Source organism: Methylomonas subterranea (assembly GCF_024505185.1).
GTDB classification, from domain to species: Bacteria; Pseudomonadota; Gammaproteobacteria; order Methylococcales; family Methylomonadaceae; genus Methylomonas; species Methylomonas subterranea.
Genome location: NZ_JANIBJ010000002.1, coordinates 35,434 through 57,204 on the forward strand (window position 1 = coordinate 35,434; position 21,771 = coordinate 57,204).

The window sequence follows — 21,771 nt, forward strand, 5'->3', positions numbered from 1 at the left end:
ATACGCATTTACTGGTGAATACTTTAGGGTCCGGCCTGTGCGGTTAGAAATCATTGTGGCGTCCCTTTTTTACGAGCCAATTGCTGTGCAAGATAAGAATAGCAACAGCGGATTATCCGGCGAAGCTTCAAATCCAAAACGCCGATAGTAAGCAGCCGCTGGTTCATCAATCGCGTCGACAAATAAACCGATGCCTCCCGCCTCGGTATGGATACGCCGCGCGCGCATCAAGGAATCAATCAGCAGTAACTCGCCGAGCCGCTTATTTTGGAATACCTGATCGACGGCCAACCGACCCAATCGAACCCCAGGTATGCGGCGAGGCATTTTTTTACCCCAAGCAGCCGGCAGATGGCGATTTTCGAGTTCGGCTAGTGTGAGAGCGTAATAGGCGCAAATTTGAGTTGGCTTGGCTTCGTCGATAGCAACAAAGGTTTTCGACAGTCCTTTGTCCTGATGCTGGCGAGCAACCTTTCGCAACCAGTCATTCAGTTCTTCACAGCCGCAATCAAACCGTTGCCGATCATGGTCCCCAGTTAAAGGTATTATCTGCATCGTTTTGCTTCGCGTCCTGGTAGTGCTTCATAGCGGCCTGCAACTTGGCGTTGGGTTGCGGCGGGTTTTCCATCAGATCAAGCAACCAATTCCAGTCGCGAGGGGATAAACGGATGACTTCCTCGCGCTCGATAACGGCCTGGGCTTCTTTTAAGGCCGACTGCACTAAAAACTGATTGACCGTGGCACCGGTCAGTTCGGCAGCACGGCACAATGTTTCGTAAACCTCATGCGGGACGCGCGCGCCGATGCGGTCTTGCTTGGCTGTGACAGTTTCCATGGTGTTTACCTGCGATCAAATGGAATATTCCGTTTAGTGTAGCACTGTCGCCAAAATGGCGCCATATAGAATAGTGTTCAGCTAATCCCTTCCGAGGTGCAAACCTCGGTTTGCACTCTGACGCTTAACGAGGCCGCGCGCTGTAGGTATTTTCCAGTATTACATGGCTTCGCATGTTCACAGCATCTGGATTGCAAAACCCACTCGATCTGGCGTTTTGTATAGTCGCATGACTCCACTTTTCTCATGGCAAATAATCACACTTTGCCGCGCGGAAAACCTGGTCGAAAAATCAGGTTTTATCACCCTTCATGAGTTCGCTTCTTCTTCGGGCAGTGACCGTTCATCGCTGCCCGCGCTTTGCCAGCCTGGGAAGTCGGCCCCGTACTGCAACCCCCATGGAATAGACAACGCCCGTTTCGATAAATCGCCGTGCTTTTTGCAAGGCGTTCCAACTCGCGTAGTTTTGGCGCCGCATTGCAGGCCACGCAAATCATCCGGGAAAGCAGGATAGCGTGGCGGCATTCGGTCATTACCTTGTCCCATGCTTCGCGGATCACGTCGCATTGCCGGTAATAGGCTTTTAAGACCCTGGCTGGGATGCTGAAAGACCTGGAAGCGCTCGCCGGCGCTCTGGTGGTCATGGATGCCGGCATCGCCACGGAAAGTAATTTGATCCGGCTACGCGAACACGGTTACCGTTATTTGGTGGTTATCCCAAGCGCATGGGTTTCCAACCGGGGTTTCGTCAAGCAATCGGGTACAATCGGTTTTTTCAATTCCTGGGGCGGGATATCCGAGTATGCGCAAGCTGTGGCCGGCTAAAAATTCTCAATGGTGGTTGCCGGTGTTGTCCGGCGTTTTCATTGGCACCAGTTATATTCCCTTCCCTCCTTGGGCGTCGTTGTTTTGCTTTGTGCCGTTGTGGTTGTTTTGGCGGCAACAGAACAGCTTGAAAAACGTTGTGCTCGGCGGTCTGCTGACCAGCTTTATTTATACCTTGATCGGCTTTAACTGGGTGACCTACACCTTGCATGAATTTGCCATGGTGAACTGGTTTGTATCCGCTATCGGCATGGCCTTGTTTGCCTTGTTCGGCCATGTATTCGTGCCGGTGGCGGGAGCGTTGTGGTTCTGGAGTCGCGGGTTTTACGTCTCGGACCGGTCTTCGTTCGCGCTGATGGCCGTGCTCACGGCGCTGGCCGAACTCTACGTGCCGATGTTGTTCAAATGGAATTTCGGCTATAGCTGGTACGGGGCCGGCGCGCCGGTTTACCAGTGGGCCGAGTTTGTCGGTTTCAGCGGTTTGAGCATGTTGACGATATTGGCCAATCTGCCGGTGTTATTGGCTTGGCGGCAACGGGCGCACATCGGCGGCAAATTGAGCTTGACGGCAATTTTATTGGTTTTTCTGGGCCTGAATGGCGGCGGCATGTGGCTAAAAAATCGCTTGCCGGAGCCGGATGCCTCCCTGGTTACCATGATGGTGCAGGCGGATATCAGCAATCTTGAGAAGCAGGCGATGGAGCACGGCAGGGGCTTGCGCGGCGAAATTTTAAAGAAATATTTACAGGTTACCGAAGCCGGTCTGGCGGAAAATCCGGCCGTCGATTTTGTGATGTGGTCGGAAACGGCCTTTCCGGCCCTACTGGGGCCCGAGTTCAATCACTCCGATTACGCGCGGGAACTGCGCGCATTCTTGCAAGCTCATCGGGTGGCCTTAATTACCGGCGCCTACGGCAAGCATGAAAGCTCCGGGCTGATCACCAATTCCCTGTTCGCCATCGACAAACAGGGCAACGTCACCGAGCCGCATTACAGTAAGACTAATTTGCTGGCCTTGGGTGAGTTCATTCCGGGAGAAGAAACCTTTCCCTGGCTGCGGACCTTGTTGCCGATGGTGGGGCATTTCGGCCGCGGGCCGGGGCCGACCTTGCTGCTGAATTTCAATGGTTACGCCATGGGGCCGCAAATCTGCTATGAGAGCCTGTTCCCCGAGTTTTCCAAGGGCTTGGCCGACCTGGGCGCGCAATTCATCGTCAATGTCACCAACGATTCCTGGTACGGCAGCTGGCAGGAACCCTATCAGCATTTGTATATGACGCTGGCGCGCGGGGTGGAATTCAGGCGCCCGGTATTGCGGGTTACCAATACCGGGGTTTCGACCGTTTCGCTAGCGAACGGCGAGGTGTTGGCCCTATCGCCCACCGATGCGCGCTGGACCGGGGTTTATCGCGTGCCTTACCGGGCTCAGCCTCGGACGACGTTCTACCAGCGCCACTTTGGTTTGATGCCCGGGCTGTTGTGGAGTGCTTTAGCCGTATTGCTGGCTATCGGCGTAAGAAAAAAACGCGGCAAAACGTTGTGAATCGTTGGCAAAAATCACTGAACATCAAACGGTAACTTATCCACCCAGTTCGGCAATCGAGGAGGTTGCATTGCACTGCGCGATAGCTTCAGCAAGCTGAGATTCGGTGAGTTGATGCCGGATGGCATCGACGCCATTCATGGTAAATGCTTGGTATTCCTTTTGAGCAAAGGTCACGATTTGGCATTTCTTGCAGGGTGAATTTTCAAAAGGCATGTCCGTGAAGCCAAGCTCCAGTCCTTCGGAACTCGGGGCATAAATCAAAAAATCGCCCCGCATTGCCAGTACGGCACGATATTGATTGGCTGTCGTGAAATACAAATAGCCGACTTCAATATCGGACGCCTTCAGCCAAAGCGCTTTGTTTTTCTTGGTCTTTTTCATGCTTACTCTGAAAGTAAAAAATCTGGCGGGTACGGTTGCTTGTTGGACAGGCGTCGGCGGCAAGGATGCTGCCGTCGAGCCTACAAGGACGTATTTACGGCGTCCTGTCCGGCGAGGAACCGTACCCAGCTGCACTACTTTTATTCGTCGGGACGATCGCCAGGCCTTCATGAACGTTACTCTGAAAGTCATGGTGGGAGCGACGAATTGTCGCGATTCGCAAGGCCATCATCGCGACTGTGCGTCGCTCCTACGAGACTGCCTTTCATTTGGCGGGGCGATGCCTTGCCTTCATGAACGTTACTATGGAGTCACAATTCGTACCTGGTTTCAACTTACCCCGCCACCGGCTTCAACATCGACGTCTTACCCACCATGATATCCACGGCCTTCAACAGCCGCTTGAATATGTTGTCCTGGCAATAGGGTATGTTGTGTTTTTCGCACAGGGCTTTGACGCGCGGCTGCAGCTTTTGATATTGGCTGAGCGGCATGTCCGGCCATAGGTGGTGTTCGATCTGGTAGTTCAGCCAGCCATAAAAAAAGTCGTTGAAATTGGAGCCGGTGGGGTAGTTGACCGAACCCAGTATCTGCCGCAGGTAGAATTCGCCCTTGCTGTCCGATTTGTTTTCGAATGCCATGACGTCATCGCCGGCGTGGTTGGGCATCATGACCAGAAAGCTGTGCATATTGGTAAAGATTTCCGCCAGAATGGAATTCAACAACACGCTGGTGGCGGCGAAGCAGCCCAGCGGCAAAAATAACGCGGGTATCAGCACGAAGCGATAGCCGACATAGGGCAGCACGCTTTGCAGCCACAGGGCCCGGCCCTGCGGGGTAAACCAGCTCCAGGCGCCGATGCGGGTGGTAGCGGGCGCCGGCTGGCCTTGGCGGCGGGCGGCATTGAGTGCCAGCTCTTTATGGGTGCGCGGGGTGTAATAACTGATTTTCCAGATACCGGAGAAAAACGCCACGATGACATAGCGCAACCACATCGGTAGCCTGGATTGTCTCAGCCATTCCATATTGTACTGGGCATTGTTGGGGTCGGTTGTTTCGCCCAGGTTGTAGTGGTGCAGCAGATCGTGTTCGTGATGCCAACCGGGCAGGGTCATCCAGTCCGGCCAATCGATAAAGCGCCTCCAGCCCAGACCGAAGGCCTTGCTGGTGTGATTCTTGTCGGCCGCGGCATTTTTGTCGTAGCCCTTATGCACGATGGGGTGAGCGACCTGGGTCCAGCGGGTGAAACTGCCCTGACTGATCAACAACGCCGATACGGGGTTGGGCAAGATCCAGGCCGTGCCGTAACCGAGTATGGAACAAAGCTTGCCCCAGCGTTCCATGCGGGTTAAATGTTCAAAATCCTTGGGGCCGATGTCGGCGAGGGCTTGTTGGTGGAGTTGATCTATGTCCTTGGCTAATAGGGTGCGATCGACTGATTGATAGCTATGTAAACTCAAAAGGGCAGGCCTCGATTGGCAAGGGTGTTGTTAAAGTTGTGCTTTTATAAGTGCGACAGTCTTACGCTTACGGCTCTCGCGACTGACATTTAATGACGGGCATGCGGCGCGCGCGTTTTCCTTTTTTCGAGGAGGCAACTTGAATTGAGGCCTATGATGCCGCCATGACTGTTTTCGGTAGTGGGGAGGTGTCAAAATGGCGCGCCCGAGAGGATTCGAACCTCTGGCCTCAGCCTCCGGAGGGCTGCGCTCTATCCAGCTGAGCTACGGGCGCTTGCGATAAGAAGCGGCATTATAAAGCCAATCCGGCTTTAAGTCATTGCCGATGCCGATTAAAGTTGGGTTTTTGTGTTCTTGACTTTAGCCAACATTTGCTTTTGCCGGTTCAGACGCTCGGTTTTGTCGGCTTCCTGGAGGGCGAGACGGCGCGTTTTGGCCAGAAAGCGCCGTCTGCCGCGCTCGGCGTTTTCCATGGTCCAGTCAGGATCGGCGGCGGGCCGCATGCTTATGCAATTGACCGGGCAAGGCGCCACGCACAATTCGCAACCGGTGCATTCCGCCGCAATGACCGTATGCATGTGTTTTGAACTGCCCAAAATGGCATCGGTCGGACAGGGCGGCAGGCACTTGGTGCAACCTATGCAGTCCGCTTCGTTGATAACGGCGACCAATCGGGGCTGCTCGCTGCCGCAAGCGGGATCGAGCGGTTTGGCGGTAACACCCAGCAGCGCCGCCAATTTTTCTATACCGGCCGCGCCGCCGGGCGGGCAGCGGTTTACGTCGGCACTACCTTGGGCAATGGCTTCGGCGTAGGGTTTGCAGCCGGTAAAACCGCATTTGCGGCATTGGGTTTGCGGCAGCAGGGCGTCGATTTGTTCGGCAAGCGTGGAACGCATGGGCTATGTTATTTGACCCGCATGCCGGCCACCGCGCCATCATCCGGCGACAATACGTAAATATCCTTGCCGCCCGGACCGGCCGCCAATACCATGCCCTCGGACAGGCCGAAGCGCATCTTGCGCGGTTTCAGGTTGGCGACCACCACGGTCAGTTTGCCGATCAGGTCTTCCGGCGCGTAGGCGGATTTGATACCGGCGAAGATACTGCGGGTTTCGTCGCCGATGTCGACGGTCAGATGCAGCAGTTTCTCGGCGCCTTCCACGTGTTCGGCATTCAGAATTTTGGCGATGCGCAGGTCTATCTTGGCGAAATCGTCGATTTCTATCGGCTTGGCAATCGGATCGAACCGTTTGGCCGCCTGTGGAGTTGGCTGCAGGTTTTCCTTGGACGCTTCCACGATGGCGGCGATTTTTTCCGGTTCGACGCGGGTCATCAGCGGCGTGAAGGCGTTGATTCTGTGTGCCAGCAATGGTTGTGCGTCGCCGGGCCAAGCTTGCGGCGGCAGATTCAGAAACTGTTCGGCATTGGCCGCCAAGCTCGGAATCACAGGTTTAAGATAGACGACCAGCAGGCGGAACAAATTCAGGCCGACGCTGCAGACTTGTTGCAGTTCCAGTTCCTTGCCGGCTTCCTTGGCAATCAGCCAGGGTTTTTTGTCGTCTATGTATTGGTTGGCCTTGTCCGCCAGAGCCATGATTTCGCGCATGGCCTTGCCGAATTCGCGGCTTTCGTATAGGTTGGCAATGTCGCTGTGCTGGTCGATGAACTGCTGGAATAGGGTCGGTTCGACGCATTCGCCGGACAGCAAGCCGTCGAAGCGTTTGCTGATGAAGCCGCTGCAACGGCTGCCTATATTGACCACTTTGCCGACCAGATCGGCGTTCACGCGCTGGGTGAAGTCGTCAAAGTTCAGGTCGATATCGTCGACGCCGGCGCTGAGTTTGGCGGCAAAGTAATAGCGCAGGTATTCCGGATTCAGATGGTCCAGATAAGTGCGAGCCTTGATGAAGGTGCCGCGTGATTTCGACATTTTTTCGCCGTTCACGGTTAAAAAGCCGTGGGCGAAGATGGCGCTGGGGGTGCGGAAATCGGCGCCGTGCAGCATGGCCGGCCAGAACAGGGCGTGGAAATAGATGATGTCCTTGCCGATAAAATGGTACAACTCGCTGGTGCTGTTCTTGTTCCAGTAACTGTCGAAATCGATGCCCAGTTTGTCGCACAAGGCCTTGCAACTGGCCATGTAGCCTATCGGCGCGTCCAGCCAGACGTAGAAATATTTGCCGGGCGCGTCGGGAATCTCGAAGCCGAAGTAGGGCGCGTCGCGGGAAATGTCCCATTCCTGCAAGCCGTTTTGCAGCCATTCCGCCATTTTGTTACTGACTTCCGGTTGCAAATGGCCGGCCCTGGTCCAGTCGTTCAGCATGTCGCTGAAGTCGCCCAGATTGAAAAAATAATGCAGCGAGTCTTTTTCGATGGGTTTTTCGCCGGAAATGGCCGATACGGCGTTTTTCAGTTCCATCGGCGAATAAGTGGCGCCGCAGGCTTCGCAATTGTCGCCGTATTGATCGGCGGCGCCGCATTTCGGGCAGTCGCCCTTGATGAAGCGGTCCGGCAGAAACATGTTTTTGACCGGATCGTAAGCCTGGGTAATGCTGCGGCTGTTGATGTGGCCGCCGTCCCGCAGTCTGGTGTAAATCAGGCTGGAGAGGGTTTTGTTTTCCTCGGAATGGGTGCTGTGGTAATGGTCGAAAGCCACGCCGAAAGCATCGAAATCGGCGCGGTGTTCCTGTTCCACCTGGGCGATCAATTGTTCCGGCGTGATGCCTTCGCGGTCGGCGCGCAGCATGATGGGAGTGCCGTGGGTGTCGTCCGCGCAGACGTAGTGGCATTGGTGACCGCGCATTTTTTGAAAACGCACCCAGATATCGGTCTGGATGTATTCGACCAGATGGCCTAGGTGAATCGGGCCGTTGGCATAGGGCAGGGCGCTGGTAACGAGGATTTTTCGATTGGACATGGAGGCAAAAACAGCAGGAAAAATGAGCCGGCGATTATGTCACAAAACAGCCGGTCTTTCACGGCTGAGCCGTCCGGAGGGCGAGACCGGCCGGTTTCGCATGGCGGCAAACCGGCTGGCTCGGATTGAGATTGTTTAAACCTCGTGGTAAATCGCCGCGCCTTCCTTCAAAAATTGCTCGGATTTTTCTTCCATGCCTTTTTTCAGCGCCTCTTCTTCTTCCAGGCCTTTTTGCTCGGCGTAGTTGCGCACATCCTGGGTGATTTTCATCGAGCAGAAATGCGGACCGCACATCGAGCAGAAATGTGCCACCTTGGCCGATTCCTTGGGCAGGGTCTCGTCGTGGAAGGAGCGAGCTTTTTCCGGGTCCAGCGCCAGATTGAACTGGTCTTCCCAACGGAATTCGAAGCGCGCCTTGGACATGGCGTTGTCGCGGATTTGCGCGCCGGGGTGGCCCTTGGCCAGATCGGCGGCGTGGGCGGCAATCTTGTAGGTGACGATGCCTTCGCGCACGTCCTGTTTGTTGGGCAGGCCCAAATGTTCCTTCTGGGTCACGTAGCACAGCATCGCGCAACCGTACCAACCGATGTTGGCGGCGCCGATGGCCGAGGTGATATGGTCGTAGCCGGGAGCAATATCAGTAGTCAACGGGCCCAGGGTGTAGAACGGCGCTTCGAAGCAATCTTCCAGTTGCTTGTCCATGTTGAGCTTGATCATTTGTAGCGGCACGTGGCCGGGGCCTTCGATCATGGTTTGCACGTCGTGTTTCCAGGCGATTTGGGTCAATTCGCCCAGGGTTTCCAGTTCGCCAAACTGGGCGGCGTCGTTGGCGTCGTAAATCGAGCCGGGGCGCAGGCCGTCGCCCAAGGAGAACGACACATCATAGGCCTTCATGATTTCGCAGATTTCTTCGAAGTGCGTGTACAGGAAGCTCTCGGTATGGTGCGCCAGACACCATTTGGCCATGATGGAGCCGCCGCGCGAGACGATGCCGGTCAGGCGTTTGGCTGTCAATGGCACGTGATGCAAGCGTACGCCGGCGTGGATGGTGAAGTAATCCACGCCCTGCTCGGCTTGTTCGATCAGGGTGTCGCGGAAGATTTCCCAGGTCAGTTCCTCGGCCTTGCCGTCGACCTTTTCCAGGGCTTGGTAGATCGGCACGGTGCCGATAGGAACCGGTGAGTTGCGCAAGATCCATTCGCGGGTTTCATGGATGTTTTTGCCGGTCGACAAGTCCATGATGGTATCGGCGCCCCAACGGATGCCCCACAGCATTTTTTCGACTTCTTCTTCAATCGAGGAAGTGATCGCCGAATTGCCCAAGTTGCCGTTGATCTTGACCAGAAAGTTGCGGCCTATGATCATCGGCTCCAGTTCCGGATGATTGATGTTGGCGGGAATGATGGCGCGGCCGCGCGCTACTTCGTCGCGAACGAACTCGGGCGTGATGAAGGATTGAATGTTGGCGCCGTAGGAAAAGCCCGGATGCTGGCCTTGGTAACGGTCGCGCATCGCTTCCAGATTCTGGTTTTCGCGGATGGCGATGTATTCCATTTCCGGGGTAATGATGCCTTTACGGGCATAATGCATCTGGCTGACGTTGTGGCCGGACTTGGCGCGGCGCGGGTTGCGGGTCAGTTCGAAACGCAAATGGGCGGTTTTGGGGTCGTGCAGGCGCTCGTGGCCGAATTTTGAGCTTGGACCGTTCAGCAGTTCGGTATCGCCGCGCTCTTCTATCCATTTACCGCGTACCGAACCCAAGCCTTGATGCAGGTTGATGTCGACGTTCGGATCGGTATAAGGGCCGGAGGTGTCGTAGACGAAGATTGGCGGGTTCTTCTCGGCGCCGAAATGGGCAGGCGTGTCCGACAGGTTGATCTGGCGCATCGGTACCTTCATGTCGGGGCGGCTGCCGTCGATATAGATTTTTTCCGAGGCGGGATAGGAATCGATTCTTACGCTACTACCGGTATCGGTGGTAATTTCATTGCGGACGGCGCTCATGCTTAACTCCAAAACATACAATAGATCGCGAGCGCAGGGAAAAGATTTGGGCTTTCCTACGCCGGCATTAACCGGATCAGGTTCGAAGGGTTTTTCTCAGCTTTCCCGGCGAAACTGCCATAATTGAAAGCACCCCTAGCCTTTTAAGGTGGCGGCTAAGTTATATGATTGGCGCCGAAAATGCAAGCAAATCCTGGCGGCTTGGCCTATAAAAAGCTTATAAAACAATGGGTTTTGCCGGTTGTTGGGGAATGTGGCTGGCGCGGTTTGGTGTTTGCCGCCACGGCGATACTGGGCAACGGGTTGGAAGCGCCTTTGGGTCGGGCGGACGGTTTTTGGAACTACTAGCTAGGAAATGGGGCGGGGCAATGAAGTCGGTAAAGAAGCGGTTCAGAACAACGCTGGCTAGGCTGGAGGATATTGCGGCCGAACTGCGCTTATTGGCGGAGGATGTGGCGATCCTGGCGCCTGTGGGGGAATTGGCGGAATCCGTATTAGGGGCGTGCGAGATTTTGCAGCGGGAAGCGCGGCAACTGCACAAAGCGGATTTTGTTGAGTGGATGCTTGATAACGAGGTTTTGTATCGTCTGGATGAGTTGGCGGACGGCGACGTGATCAGTTTGCTGGAGGAGCGCTTCGCGCAGGCATTAGGCGAGGCGGCGGACGGTCAGGTTGCGGAAATGCTGCGGCAACTGCTGGGAAAGCTGGATAAAAAGCTGGTGCTGTTGCACGAAAACATTCAGCAGCTGGGCGGGCTGCTGAATGAGGCGCAATAACCGGGTTAGTGGTCGCGCTGAACCGAGAAACGGGCCAGTTGCTCCAGGGCGGTTTTATATGCGGAATTCGGCAGGCAGTGCAAGGCTGCTATGGCTTTTTCGGCCGCGCTGTCGGCGCACTGTTCGGTATATTCGATGGCGTTGGTGGCCTTGACCACGGCGTAAACTTCGTTAAAGGCGTCCCTGGAGCCTTGGCGAATGGCGTCGATGATAACCTTGGCTTGTGCCGGCGTGCCATGCTCGATGGCGTATATCAACGGCAGGGTGGGTTTGCCTTCGGCTAGATCGTCGCCCAGGTTTTTGCCCAGGTCGGCGGTGCTGGCGGTGTAATCCAGCGCGTCGTCTATCAATTGGAAGGCCACGCCCAGTTGCTGGCCGTAAATGGCCAATGCGCCTTCCACTTCGGGGCCGGCATCCGAAATAACGGCAGCCAGACGGGTCGCGGTGCTGAACAGAATGGCGGTTTTGCGGGCGATGACGTCCAGGTATTTTTGCTCGCTGGTGTCGGGGTTGTTACAGTTGAGCAATTGCAATACTTCCCCTTCGGCAATCGCGGTAGTGGTTTTGGAAAGTATGTCCATCACCCGCATGTTGTTGGTGCGAACCATCATTTCGAAGGCGCTGGAATACAGATAATCGCCGACCAGTACACTGGCGGCATTGCCCCACACAGCATTGGCGGATTCCTTGCCGCGCCGCAGCTCGGATTCGTCCACCACGTCATCGTGTAATAAAGTGGCCGTGTGAATGAATTCGATCACGGCGGCCAAAATCAAATGATGGTCGTTGACCTTGCCCAAGGCTTTGGCCGCCAGCAGTAGCAGCATGGGTCGCAAGCGTTTGCCGCCGTTGCCTATGATGTAATGGCCGATTTGATTGATCAGTACCACATCCGAGCTCAACTCGGTCAAAATCAGTTGGTCTACGGCAAGAGTTTCGGTCGACGTTAAATTTTTGATCGAGTCGAAATCAATGTTTACCGAATCGGTGCTGAGGTGAGTGGCTGTCATGAGTAGTATGAAAAGTTCATTCGGTGACGCGTGGCGTTGGATAAAATGGCCGTCATGCTATTTATTATGCCGGTTAGTGTCAATAGTACCACTGGCGATATTGCGCGGATTTGTCGAACTAACTGTAATTTAGGTTTGACGGCATCTCTGTTTGAAAATATAATCCGCTGTTCACTTTTAACAGATATATGCTTGATGGAGCTTGCGCTGATGTATGCGGTAATTCAAACAGGTGGTAAACAGTATCGTGTCGCAGAGGGTACTACCTTAAAAATCGAAAAACTTGAGTTGGGCGCCGGCGACAGCGTAGAGTTTGACAAGGTGCTTATGGTTCAATCAGGCGACGCTGTAAAAGTCGGTCAGCCTTACGTCCAAGGTAGCAAAGTCACCGCGACCGTGGTTTCCCAAGGTCGACACAAAAAAGTCAGAATCATTAAATTCAGAAGACGCAAGCACCACATGAAACAAATGGGGCATCGTCAATATTACACGGAAGTCCAGATTACTGGCATTTCCGCTTAACATACGAGGTTTGAAAAATGGCTCACAAGAAGGCAGGCGGTAGTACCCGTAACGGACGCGATTCTAATGCTCAGCGACTGGGTGTTAAACGCTTCGGCGGTCAAGTTGTAAAAGCGGGCAATATATTGGTTCGCCAACGCGGCACCAAATTCCACGCTGGCGACAATGTCGGCATGGGTAAGGATCACACCTTGTTTGCAACTGTTGATGGCGTTGTGGTTTTTGAAGAAAAAGGTGCTAAAAACCGCAAATACATCAGTATTGCAGCAGCATAAAAAATTCCTGGCTGTGCTTTTGGCACAACTGATACAAAAAGCCTCGTTTTTTAGCGGGGCTTTTTTGTTTATACCGGTAGATTATGAGATTTGTTGATGAAGCGGAAATCCGCGTGGAAGCAGGCGATGGCGGCAATGGCAAGGCCTCGTTCCGCCGCGAAAAATATATACCCCTGGGTGGCCCGGACGGCGGCGACGGCGGCGACGGCGGTAGCGTGTATCTGATAGCGACCGAAAACGTCAATACCCTGGTCGACTTTCGTTACCACTCGGTACACCGCGCCCAGCGCGGCGAAAACGGCGGTAGCCGGGATTGTACCGGCAAGAAGGGCGAAGATTGTCTGGTGGCCGTGCCGCCCGGTACCATAGTTTACGAAGCCAGTACCGGCGAGAAGATCGGTGATCTGACCAGGCCCGGTCAACGCCTGCTGGTGGCCAAGGGCGGTTTTCACGGTCTCGGCAATACCCGCTTCAAGAGTAGTATCAACCGGGCTCCGCAGCAGACCAGCAAAGGTTCGGCCGGCGAACATCGCTTGCTGAAATTGGAATTGATGGTAATTGCCGATGTCGGTTTGCTGGGCATGCCCAATGCCGGAAAGTCGAGTTTGATCAGAGCGGTGTCTTCCGCGCGGCCGAAAGTGGCCGATTATCCTTTCACGACTCTGCACCCCAATTTGGGCGTGGTGCGCGTCGACGACCTGCGTAGCTTCGTGATTGCCGATATTCCCGGCGTGATCGAAGGCGCGGCCGAAGGCGCGGGATTGGGCCTGCAATTTTTGAAACATTTGTCCAGAACCGGTCTGTTGCTGCATATCGTCGATATCGCTCCCTATGAAAGCGACGAAACACCGGTTTCGGCGGCCCGCAAAATCATCCAGGAAGTGGAAAAGTGGAGCGATGAATTGGCCGATAAACCGCGCTGGCTGGTGTTGAACAAGATCGACAACGTGCCGGACGATGAGGTCGAACAACATTGCCAAGCCATAGTCGATGAACTGGCTTGGACCGGTCCGGTATTTCATATCTCCGCGCTGAAGAGTCAGGGTACCCAGGCCTTGATGTACGCCATCATGGACTTTCTCGACCAAAGCAAAGCAAAACAACAAGCCGGGGAACAGGAGTTTATCCGTGAGCCGGAGTGATTTTCGCCAAGCCAGGCGCGTTGTGGTCAAAATAGGCAGTTCCTTACTGACCGACGGCGGGCGAGGTCTAAACAAGCCAGCGATTGCCGGCTGGGTGGCGCAAATGGCCGCACTCAGACAGCAAAACGTCGATGTGGTATTGGTGTCGTCCGGTTCGGTGGCGGAAGGGGTGAGTCGCTTAAAATTGAAAGCCCGGCCCAAAACCCTGCATGAACTGCAAGCCGCCGCCTCGGTGGGGCAGATGGGCTTGGTGCGTTGTTTCGAAAACGAATTTGAACGGCATGCCTTGCTGGCGGCGCAAGTCTTATTGACTCACGACGACTTGTCCGACAGGCAACGTTATCTGAATGCCCGTAGCACCTTGTTGACGTTGCTGAATTTCGGCGTGGTGCCCGTCATCAACGAAAACGATGCCGTCGCCACCGAGGAAATCCGTTTCGGCGATAACGATACCCTGGGCGCCTTGGTCGCCAATCTGGTGGAAGCCGATCTGTTGATCATACTGACCGATCAAACCGGGTTGTACGACGCCAACCCCAGTCTCAATCCCGATGCGAAATTAATTTCCGAAATCAGCGTCAACGACGCCCTGCTGGATGAGGTGGCCGGGGGCAGTATTAGCGGCCTGGGGCGCGGCGGTATGTACACCAAGGTGCGCGCCGCGCGCTTGGCGGCGCGTTCCGGCGCGGCCACGGTGATCGTTTCCGGCAAGATAGAAGATGTGATTGGGGGCGTGTTTCAGGGCGGACAATTGGGAACTTTTCTGATTCCCAACCTGGAACCGCTGGTAGCCAGAAAGCAGTGGTTGGCGGGGCAGTTGCAAATCAAGGGCAGCGTCACGCTGGACGACGGGGCGGTCAAAATTTTGCAAACAGCCGGCAAAAGTCTGCTGGCGGTGGGCGTAACGGCGGTTCGGGGCGGATTCAAGCGCGGGGATTTGGTGTCCTGTCGCGACACGCGGGGAACGGAAATTGCCCGCGGGCTGATCAATTACGGCGCCGAAGATGCGGCTAAAATCGTCGGCAAGCCCAGTAGCGAATTCGAGGCCTTGTTGGGTTACGCCGACGAGGCCGAATTGATACATCGGGATAATTTAGTGCTGGTCTGATCGGACTAGCCTGTAGGGCTTAATGATTGACACAGTTGTGAATGCCGGTGCCGCCGTGAAAAAAATCATCCAAACCATTTCCGCCGGAATGAGCGAATCGATAACGCTGCAGATGGCCCGAGGGCATTTTGCGGCCGGGCGCTATAAGGAAGCGACCGAGTCGTTCAAGGAGCTGTTGAAAAAATCCAATGACGGCGAATACCGGCGCTGTCTGGCGGACTGTTATTTGCAGAGAGCGCAAGCCATGGCCGGCAAGGGCATGTTCAAGGAAGCCTGTATTCTGTGGGAAAATTATGCCGATTACGCCGAAAAGCCGTTGCATGCGCGGGATATGTATGTGCTGTGGCAGTTGGCCGCCAAGAACCATCGTAAAGCCCATGCGGCGCTGGAAGGCTTCGACGGCCGGCAGTTGGATGAAGATTATCCCGAGTTGGCAATGTGTCTGGGCGCTTTATTGGTCTCCGGTCTGGAGGAATTGCCGCCGCATTTGCCGCAAGACTCGGCATTGCTCAGGCATTGGTCGCTGATCGGCGAAGCGCTTGCCGCTTATCGAAACGGTGACGCGGAGCAGTGCGGTCAAAGCTTAAAAAAGCTGCCCTACCGTTCCGCTTTTCGCGACTTGGGTATTTTGCTGAAAGTGCAACTGCTCGATACCGTTTCCAGCGAACAGGCCGGGGCCTTGTTGTCCAAAATCCCGGAAACCTCGCCTTATCGGCCGGTCGTCAATGCCTGCTTGGCTTATCTTAAGTCCGGCGCGGATTTCGTGGACGCCTTGACGGGGCTCGAACACAATCAACGCCGTGCCGTCGCGCGGGCCAGGGGAATATCCGGCAAACGGGCGGATTTGCTGGAAACCTTGATCAAACAAAAAGCCCGGTTGGCCGACAAGGCGCGCTTCAATCTGGTTCTGCAATACCGGGATTTGTTCGGGGGGCAAGCAGCACAAGCCTATTGTCAGGGCGCGCTGGAACAGTACCCGGACGGTTATGCGGATTATCTCAAGCACTTTTCAATAGCGGACGAATTCGAGGAAAACCGGGTAAGGGCTTTGTCTTGCGAACAAAACGGGAGAGGCGGAGACGCCCGTTATTTCTGGGAACGCTGTCTCGATATCCTGAAAAAAGACCGGCCGGCGAACGACAGAAAAATCGCCTTGATCCTCAGGCATCTGGCCGACCGCGTCTCCAGAGCCGATGCGGCGAAATTGCTGGCCGCAAGTCTGGAATTCGATCCCGACGACAGGCAGAGCTATCTGGGCATCTTGAGCATTTACGAAAAAGACCAACTCAATCCGGCTCATTACGAACAATGGTTGGAACGCGGTTTGCTGCGCTTTCCCGCTAATACCGAATTGTTGGTGCGCGCCGCCAAGTCCGCTGCCAATAGAAAGGCCTTTAAAAAAGCCGCCGCTTACGCAAAAGCTTTATTAAAAGTCGACCCCGTCAATACCCTGGCCAAACAACTGTTGTTTGCCAATCACATGGCTCATGCCCGCCGCCTGCTTAAAACCGAAAAATATCATTTGGTGGAGAAGGAAATTCGTTTCGCGGAACAATTGACCGTCGACAAACGATTGCGCCTGCAGGCCGAGCTGTTGCGCGGCTTATATTTGTGGCGGGCGGAAGATAAAAACCAGGGCTTGCAACATATCGTCGACGTACTGGGGAAACTGAATGACAATCCCGTTGCCATGCAATTTCAGGCCCAGATGGAAGCCGGTTTGCTGGAGCTGGCTACCGCAATGCTGACCAAGGCATTGCCGGCGTTCAAGGATTATCTGTTGTCCGCTCGGGAGTTACAGGGATTGATCGCCACGCTGGAATATTATGACGGGCAATTGGATGATGGGGCCCTGTTAATTGACGCCTTGGATAAAATCAAGGCGCCGGTGAAAAAGTCGCTGCAATGGCTGCTGGATCACGAAACCTTGTTATTGTCCTGGTGCCGGGTTTTGGAGCAGGTTGGACATTTCGAATTGTTGAAACACTGCGCCAAAATGGGTCATGCCAAATGGCGCGCGCCGGCGTGGTTATATTATTTGACGGTCGGCGAATGCCGGGGCGACTACAGCCGCTTGGATTTCATGAGGCTGTTTGCCTTGCGGGATGCCTCGGAGCAAGCGAAAGAGGAGGGCGACCTGAAGACGGCCGTGTCGATTGAGCGCATCCTGGTACAGCATGATAGTTACATGGACAATCCCTGTGAATTCGAGGACGAGGAGGCCGGATTAGACGACCCAGAGGTCGAGAACGATCCGATAGAAGATCTTTTCGGCCATTTGCCGAATTCCATCATGACCAAGGTGGCCAAAAAAGCCCAGGGCATCATGAAAAAAAACGATCCCGGCCGGCTGGCGGACAAATATATCCGCCGTTATGCCGGCAGCATAGATGGGCAAACGCTGGCCATTCTGTTCATGAATCAGGACTTTTATGCTTCGGTAACGCTGCTGGAGGCGGCGGAGGAACTGCGGATCGACATCGGAATCGATTTCGAGAATATTGTCGGGCGGTTTCAAAACGATTCCCCCCAATTTTCGCTGCCATTTTTTTGATTGCCGCCAATGAATACACCTTATCAAATCCTGGGCGTAACCGAGCAGGCCTCGGACGCGGAAATCAAGCAAGCCTATCTGGAAAAGGTCAAGCACAATCCGCCGGACCGGGATCAACAGCGCTTTCAGCAAATCCATCGGGCCTACGAAACCATCAAGGACGAGGACAGCCGCCTGCGTTATGCGCTGTTTCATTGGCCGGGCATGGAGTTCGACGAATTGCTGGAACACGTCTTCAAGCCGGCGGATCGGATTTCGCCCCTGCCAGCGGATGAGTTTCTGAAATTGCTGTCCAGCGTTTCGATAGAACAAACCCTAGCCAAGAAAATCAACTGACTCTCATGACCACCGAAGCCACGCCAGACTCCCTGCTTTCAGCCCTGCGGCAGTATTTGCTGGAAACCGATTTTGCCCATTTGACCGATGTCGATCAGCCGGATTTGACGGCGTTGTTCAGCGATCTGGCCGGATTGAAAACCGAGGTCAGGACTGAGTCGCGGCAGTTCAAGGCCACTCTTGACGCCTTGAGCATGGCGGTGGAAACGCTCAAGGCCGACAATCAGGCCCTGGCCGGCGAATTGGCGGCGGCGGCCGAGCGAAGCCAGCGGCAACGCGGCGAGCTGGAGCGTGCCATGCTGTTGGAACTGATCGATATTTACGACCGGCTGAGCGAGGGTCATAAGGCCTTGCAAAACTACAGACCGCTGGATGCCTTGTTCAATCATTCCAAACAACGGGACGTGCGCTTCATCGCCAGCGTGGCCCAAGGCCAGGAAATCACCTTGAAGCGTCTGGAGCAACAACTGCAGCGCCGGCGCGTGTTTGCGATGGATTGCGTCGGCAAGCCGTTTGATGCCCACACCATGTCCACCATTGCGGTCGGCAACGATCCTCGGCTGGATAACGGCATCGTGCTGGAGGAACTGCGCAAGGGCTTTTGGTGCGGTGACCAGTTGTTGCGTCCGGCCGAAGTCAAAGTCAATAAACTCTAATATTTACGCGGAAACTTATGAACGACATCATCATCGGAATCGATCTGGGTACCACCAACTCGGAAGTGGCGATTGTGGAAAACGGTGGGGTGACCGTGATCTCGGAGGCCGGCAAAAAGATATTACCGTCGTTTGTTGGCGTCGACGATAACGGCGAAATACTGGTTGGCGAGACCGCCCGCAACCAATATCTGATTTACCCGGAGCGCACCGTCAAATCGATCAAGCGCTTGATGGGGCAGGACGCGCGGGTCATGATGGCCGGGCAGGCTTATACGCCGCAGGAAATTTCCGCCGTCATTTTGAAGCGCCTGAAGGCGATTGCCGAACAATACGTCGGCCGGCCCATAAGCAAGGCAGTGATTACGGTGCCGGCTTATTTTTCCGATGCCCAGCGTCAGGCCACTCGCGAAGCAGGCCAGATCGCCGGGCTGGAAGTCGTGCGCATGATCAACGAACCGACGGCGGCCGCGCTGGTATACGGCTCCGGCCCGGACGAAGCCAAACGCATGCTGGTGTATGATCTGGGCGGCGGCACCTTCGACGTTTCGGTGGTCGGCGTGCAGGCCGGCGTCGTCGAGGTGTTATCCAGCCATGGCGACAACCACCTGGGCGGCGACGATTTCGACCGGCAGATCGTCGAGCATATTCTGGAGCACCTGCGGCAACGGGGGGTGGACATCGCGGCCAACAGTAAGGCCATGGCGCGGGTTAACCGCGCGGCGGAAAAGGCCAAGCTGCTGTTGTCGGACGAACCCTATGCGCAGATCGAGGAGGAATATCTGCTGGAGCACCAGGGAGCGCCGGTGCATTTGACGTTGGAGCTGGCGCGTTCGGCTTATGAAGACATGATAAGCGATTACATCAATGCCACCCTGGATGCAACCCACATCGCGCTCAAGGGCGCCAAGCTGACCGCGTCGGACATCGACGAAATCATTTTGGTCGGCGGTTCGACCCGCACGCCCTGCATACGCCAGCGTCTGTTCGACGAATTCGGTTTCGAACCGAGCGGCGGCGTGGATCCCGATCTTTGCGTCGCCATGGGGGCGGCGATGCAGGCGGCAATGATCAACGGCCAGGATATCGGCACGGTATTGGTCGACGTCACTCCCTACACCTACGGTACCAGCGCGCTGGGATATTTGGACGGCATGCGCTATCCCTATCAATTCGTGCCCATCATTCACAAAAACAGCGTGTTGCCGGTGCATAAGTCGGAAGCCTTCATGACCCATCGGGACGGGCAACGCCAGGTGGATGTGGAGATTTATCAGGGCGAGGATCCCGATGCGTTGAACAATATAAAAATCGGCGAATTCAGGGTAGAGGATCTTTTGGACGTACCGGCCGGCAACATCATCACCTTGACGCTGGATCTGGATTTGAACGGCATTTTGCACGTTTCCGCGCGGGAAAAAGCCTCCGGCAAGGAAAAAGCCATTACCATCAACAACGCGATTTCCCGTTTTGCGGCCGAGGAATTGGCCGGCGCCAAACAACGCATCGACGGCTTGTTCGGAGACGATGGCGGCGCGGAAACGGGCTCGGCCGCGGCAAGTCCGGCCGCCGCCGAAGCCGGAAAATTGATCAAAAAAGCCGAATCCTTGTTTGAAACGGTATCGGCCGAAGATAGAGAAGACATGGTGGGTTTGATCGAAACCATCAGTGATTGCCTGTCCAGCGGCGACGATGCGGGATTGCGGGAGCCGGTCGAGCGTCTGAGCGACATCATTTATTACCTGGAATCCTGATGCAGCGCTGCCCGGTCTGTAACGCCCGGCTGAATGGCGCCCCTGCATGCCCGCGTTGCGGCGCCGAGTTGGGGCGCATCCGGCGCGGCGAACGCTTGGCCGAACAGTGGCTGAGCGTGGCACTGCAGAGTTTGAGCGCCGGTCAGGCTAGTTTGGCGGCGGCGGCCGTCATGCGCTCCTTGAGTTTCAGGCAAGGGCCCGAGGCTGAATTGCTCAAGGGTTTTTTGCTACGGCAACAGTATCGGCGGTTTTATCAAGGAGTGGGGCGGCAAAATTGGCCGGAGGCCGAAAATGCCCTTGACTGCCTGCGCCAGTTGCGAGGCGATAGCGAAACCTTGCTACGATTTACCGAACTGCTCGCTTATTTGTCGGCCCGCTCCAGTGAAAATGGCGCTATGGGGGAATAGCGCACATCAAGCAAATACGCTGAACGCTCAGGTGTTTTGAATCACAATGTTCGGAAATTTGCCGCTGTAATCGCGGGCGCGCAAGGCCAGTTTGGCGGCCATTTTACGGGCGATGGCCTTATACATTTCGGCGGCCCGGCTGTCCGGGTCGCTGGCTACTGTCGGTCTGCCGCTGTCGGCTTGTTGGCGAATGTTGATGTCCAGCGGTAGCGAGCCCAAAAACTCCAGCTTGTTTTTTTCGGCCATGGCCAAGCCGCCGCCCTGGCCGAAAATGGCTTCTTCATGACCGCAATTGCCGCAGATGTGTATGCTCATGTTTTCCACCAAGCCCAAAATCGGCACGTTGACTTTCTCGAACATGCCTATGCCGCGTTGAGCGTCAATCAGGGCGATGTCTTGCGGGGTGGTGACTATGATGGCGCCGCTGACCGGTATTTGTTGGGCCAGCGTCAGTTGAATGTCGCCGGTGCCGGGTGGCAGGTCTATGATCAGATAATCCAGATTGTCCCATTGGGTTTGGGTAAGTAATTGCTGCAGGGCGCCGGTTACCATGGGGCCGCGCCAGATCATGGCTTGGTCGGGGTCGACCAGATAACCGATAGAGATGGTTTGAATGCCGAACGATACCTTGGGTAGCATGGCCTTGCCGTCCACCGTGTCCGGCTGTCCGGACAGACCCAGCATGGTGGGAATGCTGGGGCCGTAGATGTCGGCGTCCAGAATGCCCACGCTGGCGCCTTCGGTGGCCAGCGCCAGCGCCAGATTCACCGACGTGGTGGATTTGCCGACCCCGCCCTTGCCGGAGGCCACGGCAATGATGTTTTTGACGCCGGGCAGCGGCTTCAGGGTTTTTTGCACGCTATGGGCAACGACGTTGAAACCGACATCGACCTGAATCTTGCCTATTCCCGGCAAGGCGGCCAGTTGCTGCTCCAGCTTGGTTTTCAATTCCGGCAGATAACTTTTCGCCGGATACCCCAGTTCAATCCTGATGCCGACATCGTCGCCCTCGACGTGGATGTGTTTTACCGCTTTCGCGGCCACCAAGTCGGTAGCGACGTTGGGATCGATAAAGGATTTGAGCAGATTTTCGACAGCAGCCTTGTCAATGCCGGTCATGTAGGGACTCCTTGGCTAAATAGTGTTGAGGGATACGTCAGCGCGGTGCAAGGTGTAGCGTACCACTATAACGGGTGTCAATGGAGGATAAACAGTGTTTGTCGGGAGGGAACAATGCCGGATGGCGGGAAATGAAGTCTTTAC

General features: G+C 55.4%; 23 protein-coding genes, 1 tRNA gene and 1 riboswitch. Of the genes, 13 read left to right on the plus strand and 11 right to left on the minus strand.

Features of this window, described 5'->3' with window-relative positions:
• Positions 1–69: 69 nt before the first annotated feature.
• The 3 genes from NP590_RS01350 to NP590_RS20540 all read right to left on the minus strand — a co-directional run bounded on the left by NP590_RS01350 (position 70) and on the right by NP590_RS20540 (position 1,491).
• Positions 70–555 carry a GNAT family N-acetyltransferase gene (locus tag NP590_RS01350; protein WP_256600353.1) on the minus strand — a complete coding sequence of 162 codons (486 nt, stop codon included), beginning with the start codon at positions 553–555 and terminating at the stop codon, positions 70–72.
• The gene (locus tag NP590_RS01355) at positions 524–835 is read right to left on the minus strand and encodes a type II toxin-antitoxin system TacA family antitoxin (protein WP_256600354.1); all 312 of its coding nucleotides are present in this window, start codon (positions 833–835) and stop codon (positions 524–526) included. The genes NP590_RS01350 and NP590_RS01355 overlap by 32 nt, the downstream gene beginning before the upstream one ends.
• Before the next feature lie 302 nt (positions 836–1,137).
• A complete protein-coding gene (locus tag NP590_RS20540) occupies positions 1,138–1,491 on the minus strand; it encodes an HGGxSTG domain-containing protein (RefSeq protein ID WP_371927212.1) in 354 nt (117 codons plus the stop codon).
• Here NP590_RS20540 and NP590_RS01360 point away from each other — a divergent pair.
• Both NP590_RS01360 and lnt read left to right on the plus strand, forming a co-directional pair.
• Complete coding sequence (locus tag NP590_RS01360) at positions 1,436–1,660, plus strand: transposase (RefSeq protein ID WP_256600355.1); 225 nt, start codon at positions 1,436–1,438, stop codon at positions 1,658–1,660. The two genes, NP590_RS20540 and NP590_RS01360, sit on opposite strands and share 56 nt — an antisense overlap.
• Complete coding sequence (gene lnt / locus NP590_RS01365) at positions 1,638–3,203, plus strand: apolipoprotein N-acyltransferase (protein WP_256600357.1); 1,566 nt, start codon at positions 1,638–1,640, stop codon at positions 3,201–3,203. The genes NP590_RS01360 and lnt overlap by 23 nt, the downstream gene beginning before the upstream one ends.
• A gap of 36 nt (positions 3,204–3,239) precedes the next feature.
• Here lnt and NP590_RS01370 read toward each other — a convergent pair whose 3' ends face one another.
• The 6 genes from NP590_RS01370 to thiC form a co-directional block, all read right to left on the minus strand.
• Positions 3,240–3,587, minus strand: coding sequence for a hypothetical protein (locus tag NP590_RS01370; RefSeq protein WP_256600358.1), 348 nt, complete (start codon positions 3,585–3,587; stop codon positions 3,240–3,242).
• Positions 3,588–3,922: 335 nt separating this feature from the next.
• Entirely contained in the window at positions 3,923–5,047 is a 1,125-nt protein-coding gene (locus NP590_RS01375) for a fatty acid desaturase family protein (RefSeq protein WP_256600359.1), read from the minus strand.
• A 197-nt stretch (positions 5,048–5,244) separates the two neighbouring features.
• Positions 5,245–5,321, minus strand: a tRNA-Arg gene (locus NP590_RS01380).
• Positions 5,322–5,379: 58 nt separating this feature from the next.
• Positions 5,380–5,943, minus strand: a complete 564-nt coding sequence (locus NP590_RS01385) for an RnfABCDGE type electron transport complex subunit B (RefSeq protein WP_256600360.1) — start codon at positions 5,941–5,943, stop codon at positions 5,380–5,382.
• Positions 5,944–5,951: 8 nt separating this feature from the next.
• On the minus strand, positions 5,952–7,964 hold the full coding sequence (gene metG, locus NP590_RS01390; protein ID WP_256600361.1) for a methionine--tRNA ligase: 2,013 nt from the start codon (positions 7,962–7,964) through the stop codon (positions 5,952–5,954).
• Positions 7,965–8,099: 135 nt separating this feature from the next.
• Entirely contained in the window at positions 8,100–9,968 is a 1,869-nt protein-coding gene (gene thiC, locus NP590_RS01395) for a phosphomethylpyrimidine synthase ThiC (RefSeq protein WP_256600362.1), read from the minus strand.
• A 36-nt stretch (positions 9,969–10,004) separates the two neighbouring features.
• Positions 10,005–10,115, minus strand: a riboswitch (TPP riboswitch).
• Between the two features lie 33 nt (positions 10,116–10,148).
• Here thiC and NP590_RS01400 point away from each other — a divergent pair.
• Together NP590_RS01400 and NP590_RS01405 are read left to right on the plus strand one after the other, a co-directional pair.
• Positions 10,149–10,316 carry a hypothetical protein gene (locus NP590_RS01400; RefSeq protein ID WP_256600363.1) on the plus strand — a complete coding sequence of 56 codons (168 nt, stop codon included), beginning with the start codon at positions 10,149–10,151 and terminating at the stop codon, positions 10,314–10,316.
• A gap of 20 nt (positions 10,317–10,336) precedes the next feature.
• Positions 10,337–10,744, plus strand: coding sequence for a hypothetical protein (locus NP590_RS01405; protein ID WP_256600364.1), 408 nt, complete (start codon positions 10,337–10,339; stop codon positions 10,742–10,744).
• A gap of 5 nt (positions 10,745–10,749) precedes the next feature.
• On the opposite strand, the gene NP590_RS01410 is transcribed toward NP590_RS01405, so the two are convergent.
• Entirely contained in the window at positions 10,750–11,754 is a 1,005-nt protein-coding gene (locus tag NP590_RS01410) for a polyprenyl synthetase family protein (RefSeq protein ID WP_256600365.1), read from the minus strand.
• A gap of 210 nt (positions 11,755–11,964) precedes the next feature.
• On the opposite strand from NP590_RS01410, the gene rplU reads away from it, so the two are divergent.
• The 9 genes from rplU (at position 11,965) to NP590_RS01455 (ending at position 20,508) form a co-directional block, all read left to right on the plus strand.
• Entirely contained in the window at positions 11,965–12,276 is a 312-nt protein-coding gene (gene rplU / locus NP590_RS01415) for a 50S ribosomal protein L21 (protein ID WP_013819936.1), read from the plus strand.
• Between the two features lie 17 nt (positions 12,277–12,293).
• On the plus strand, positions 12,294–12,551 hold the full coding sequence (gene rpmA, locus NP590_RS01420; RefSeq protein ID WP_256600366.1) for a 50S ribosomal protein L27: 258 nt from the start codon (positions 12,294–12,296) through the stop codon (positions 12,549–12,551).
• Positions 12,552–12,634: 83 nt separating this feature from the next.
• On the plus strand, positions 12,635–13,693 hold the full coding sequence (gene cgtA / locus NP590_RS01425; RefSeq protein WP_256600367.1) for an Obg family GTPase CgtA: 1,059 nt from the start codon (positions 12,635–12,637) through the stop codon (positions 13,691–13,693).
• Complete coding sequence (proB, locus tag NP590_RS01430; RefSeq protein WP_256600368.1) at positions 13,680–14,801, plus strand: glutamate 5-kinase; 1,122 nt, start codon at positions 13,680–13,682, stop codon at positions 14,799–14,801. The genes cgtA and proB overlap by 14 nt, the downstream gene beginning before the upstream one ends.
• Before the next feature lie 22 nt (positions 14,802–14,823).
• A complete protein-coding gene (locus tag NP590_RS01435; RefSeq protein ID WP_256600369.1) occupies positions 14,824–17,355 on the plus strand; it encodes a tetratricopeptide repeat protein in 2,532 nt (843 codons plus the stop codon).
• A gap of 9 nt (positions 17,356–17,364) precedes the next feature.
• Positions 17,365–17,691 carry a J domain-containing protein gene (locus NP590_RS01440; protein ID WP_256600370.1) on the plus strand — a complete coding sequence of 109 codons (327 nt, stop codon included), beginning with the start codon at positions 17,365–17,367 and terminating at the stop codon, positions 17,689–17,691.
• A 5-nt stretch (positions 17,692–17,696) separates the two neighbouring features.
• Entirely contained in the window at positions 17,697–18,347 is a 651-nt protein-coding gene (locus tag NP590_RS01445) for a nucleotide exchange factor GrpE (RefSeq protein ID WP_256600371.1), read from the plus strand.
• A 17-nt stretch (positions 18,348–18,364) separates the two neighbouring features.
• Positions 18,365–20,101 (plus strand): Hsp70 family protein, encoded by a 1,737-nt coding sequence (locus NP590_RS01450; protein ID WP_256600372.1) that lies wholly within the window; start codon positions 18,365–18,367, stop codon positions 20,099–20,101.
• A complete protein-coding gene (locus NP590_RS01455) occupies positions 20,101–20,508 on the plus strand; it encodes a hypothetical protein (protein ID WP_256600373.1) in 408 nt (135 codons plus the stop codon). Before NP590_RS01450 ends, NP590_RS01455 begins: the two co-directional genes overlap by 1 nt.
• A gap of 27 nt (positions 20,509–20,535) precedes the next feature.
• Here the strand turns inward: NP590_RS01455 and apbC are convergent, their stop codons facing one another.
• On the minus strand, positions 20,536–21,627 hold the full coding sequence (gene apbC / locus NP590_RS01460; protein WP_256600374.1) for an iron-sulfur cluster carrier protein ApbC: 1,092 nt from the start codon (positions 21,625–21,627) through the stop codon (positions 20,536–20,538).
• Positions 21,628–21,771: the final 144 nt, after the last annotated feature.

Coding starts and splice junctions, on each gene's coding strand:
- NP590_RS01350 (WP_256600353.1), bottom strand. CDS start 555: ATGCAGATAATACCTTTAACTGGGGACCATGATCGGCAACGGTTTGAT.
- NP590_RS01355 (WP_256600354.1), bottom strand. CDS start 835: ATGGAAACTGTCACAGCCAAGCAAGACCGCATCGGCGCGCGCGTCCCG.
- NP590_RS01360 (WP_256600355.1), top strand. CDS start 1,436: ATGCTGAAAGACCTGGAAGCGCTCGCCGGCGCTCTGGTGGTCATGGAT.
- NP590_RS20540 (WP_371927212.1), bottom strand. CDS start 1,491: ATGCCGGCATCCATGACCACCAGAGCGCCGGCGAGCGCTTCCAGGTCT.
- lnt (WP_256600357.1), top strand. CDS start 1,638: ATGCGCAAGCTGTGGCCGGCTAAAAATTCTCAATGGTGGTTGCCGGTG.
- NP590_RS01370 (WP_256600358.1), bottom strand. CDS start 3,587: ATGAAAAAGACCAAGAAAAACAAAGCGCTTTGGCTGAAGGCGTCCGAT.
- NP590_RS01385 (WP_256600360.1), bottom strand. CDS start 5,943: ATGCGTTCCACGCTTGCCGAACAAATCGACGCCCTGCTGCCGCAAACC.
- metG (WP_256600361.1), bottom strand. CDS start 7,964: ATGTCCAATCGAAAAATCCTCGTTACCAGCGCCCTGCCCTATGCCAAC.
- thiC (WP_256600362.1), bottom strand. CDS start 9,968: ATGAGCGCCGTCCGCAATGAAATTACCACCGATACCGGTAGTAGCGTA.
- NP590_RS01400 (WP_256600363.1), top strand. CDS start 10,149: ATGCAAGCAAATCCTGGCGGCTTGGCCTATAAAAAGCTTATAAAACAA.
- NP590_RS01405 (WP_256600364.1), top strand. CDS start 10,337: ATGAAGTCGGTAAAGAAGCGGTTCAGAACAACGCTGGCTAGGCTGGAG.
- NP590_RS01410 (WP_256600365.1), bottom strand. CDS start 11,754: ATGACAGCCACTCACCTCAGCACCGATTCGGTAAACATTGATTTCGAC.
- rplU (WP_013819936.1), top strand. CDS start 11,965: ATGTATGCGGTAATTCAAACAGGTGGTAAACAGTATCGTGTCGCAGAG.
- rpmA (WP_256600366.1), top strand. CDS start 12,294: ATGGCTCACAAGAAGGCAGGCGGTAGTACCCGTAACGGACGCGATTCT.
- cgtA (WP_256600367.1), top strand. CDS start 12,635: ATGAGATTTGTTGATGAAGCGGAAATCCGCGTGGAAGCAGGCGATGGC.
- NP590_RS01435 (WP_256600369.1), top strand. CDS start 14,824: ATGATTGACACAGTTGTGAATGCCGGTGCCGCCGTGAAAAAAATCATC.
- NP590_RS01440 (WP_256600370.1), top strand. CDS start 17,365: ATGAATACACCTTATCAAATCCTGGGCGTAACCGAGCAGGCCTCGGAC.
- NP590_RS01445 (WP_256600371.1), top strand. CDS start 17,697: ATGACCACCGAAGCCACGCCAGACTCCCTGCTTTCAGCCCTGCGGCAG.
- NP590_RS01450 (WP_256600372.1), top strand. CDS start 18,365: ATGAACGACATCATCATCGGAATCGATCTGGGTACCACCAACTCGGAA.
- NP590_RS01455 (WP_256600373.1), top strand. CDS start 20,101: ATGCAGCGCTGCCCGGTCTGTAACGCCCGGCTGAATGGCGCCCCTGCA.
- apbC (WP_256600374.1), bottom strand. CDS start 21,627: ATGACCGGCATTGACAAGGCTGCTGTCGAAAATCTGCTCAAATCCTTT.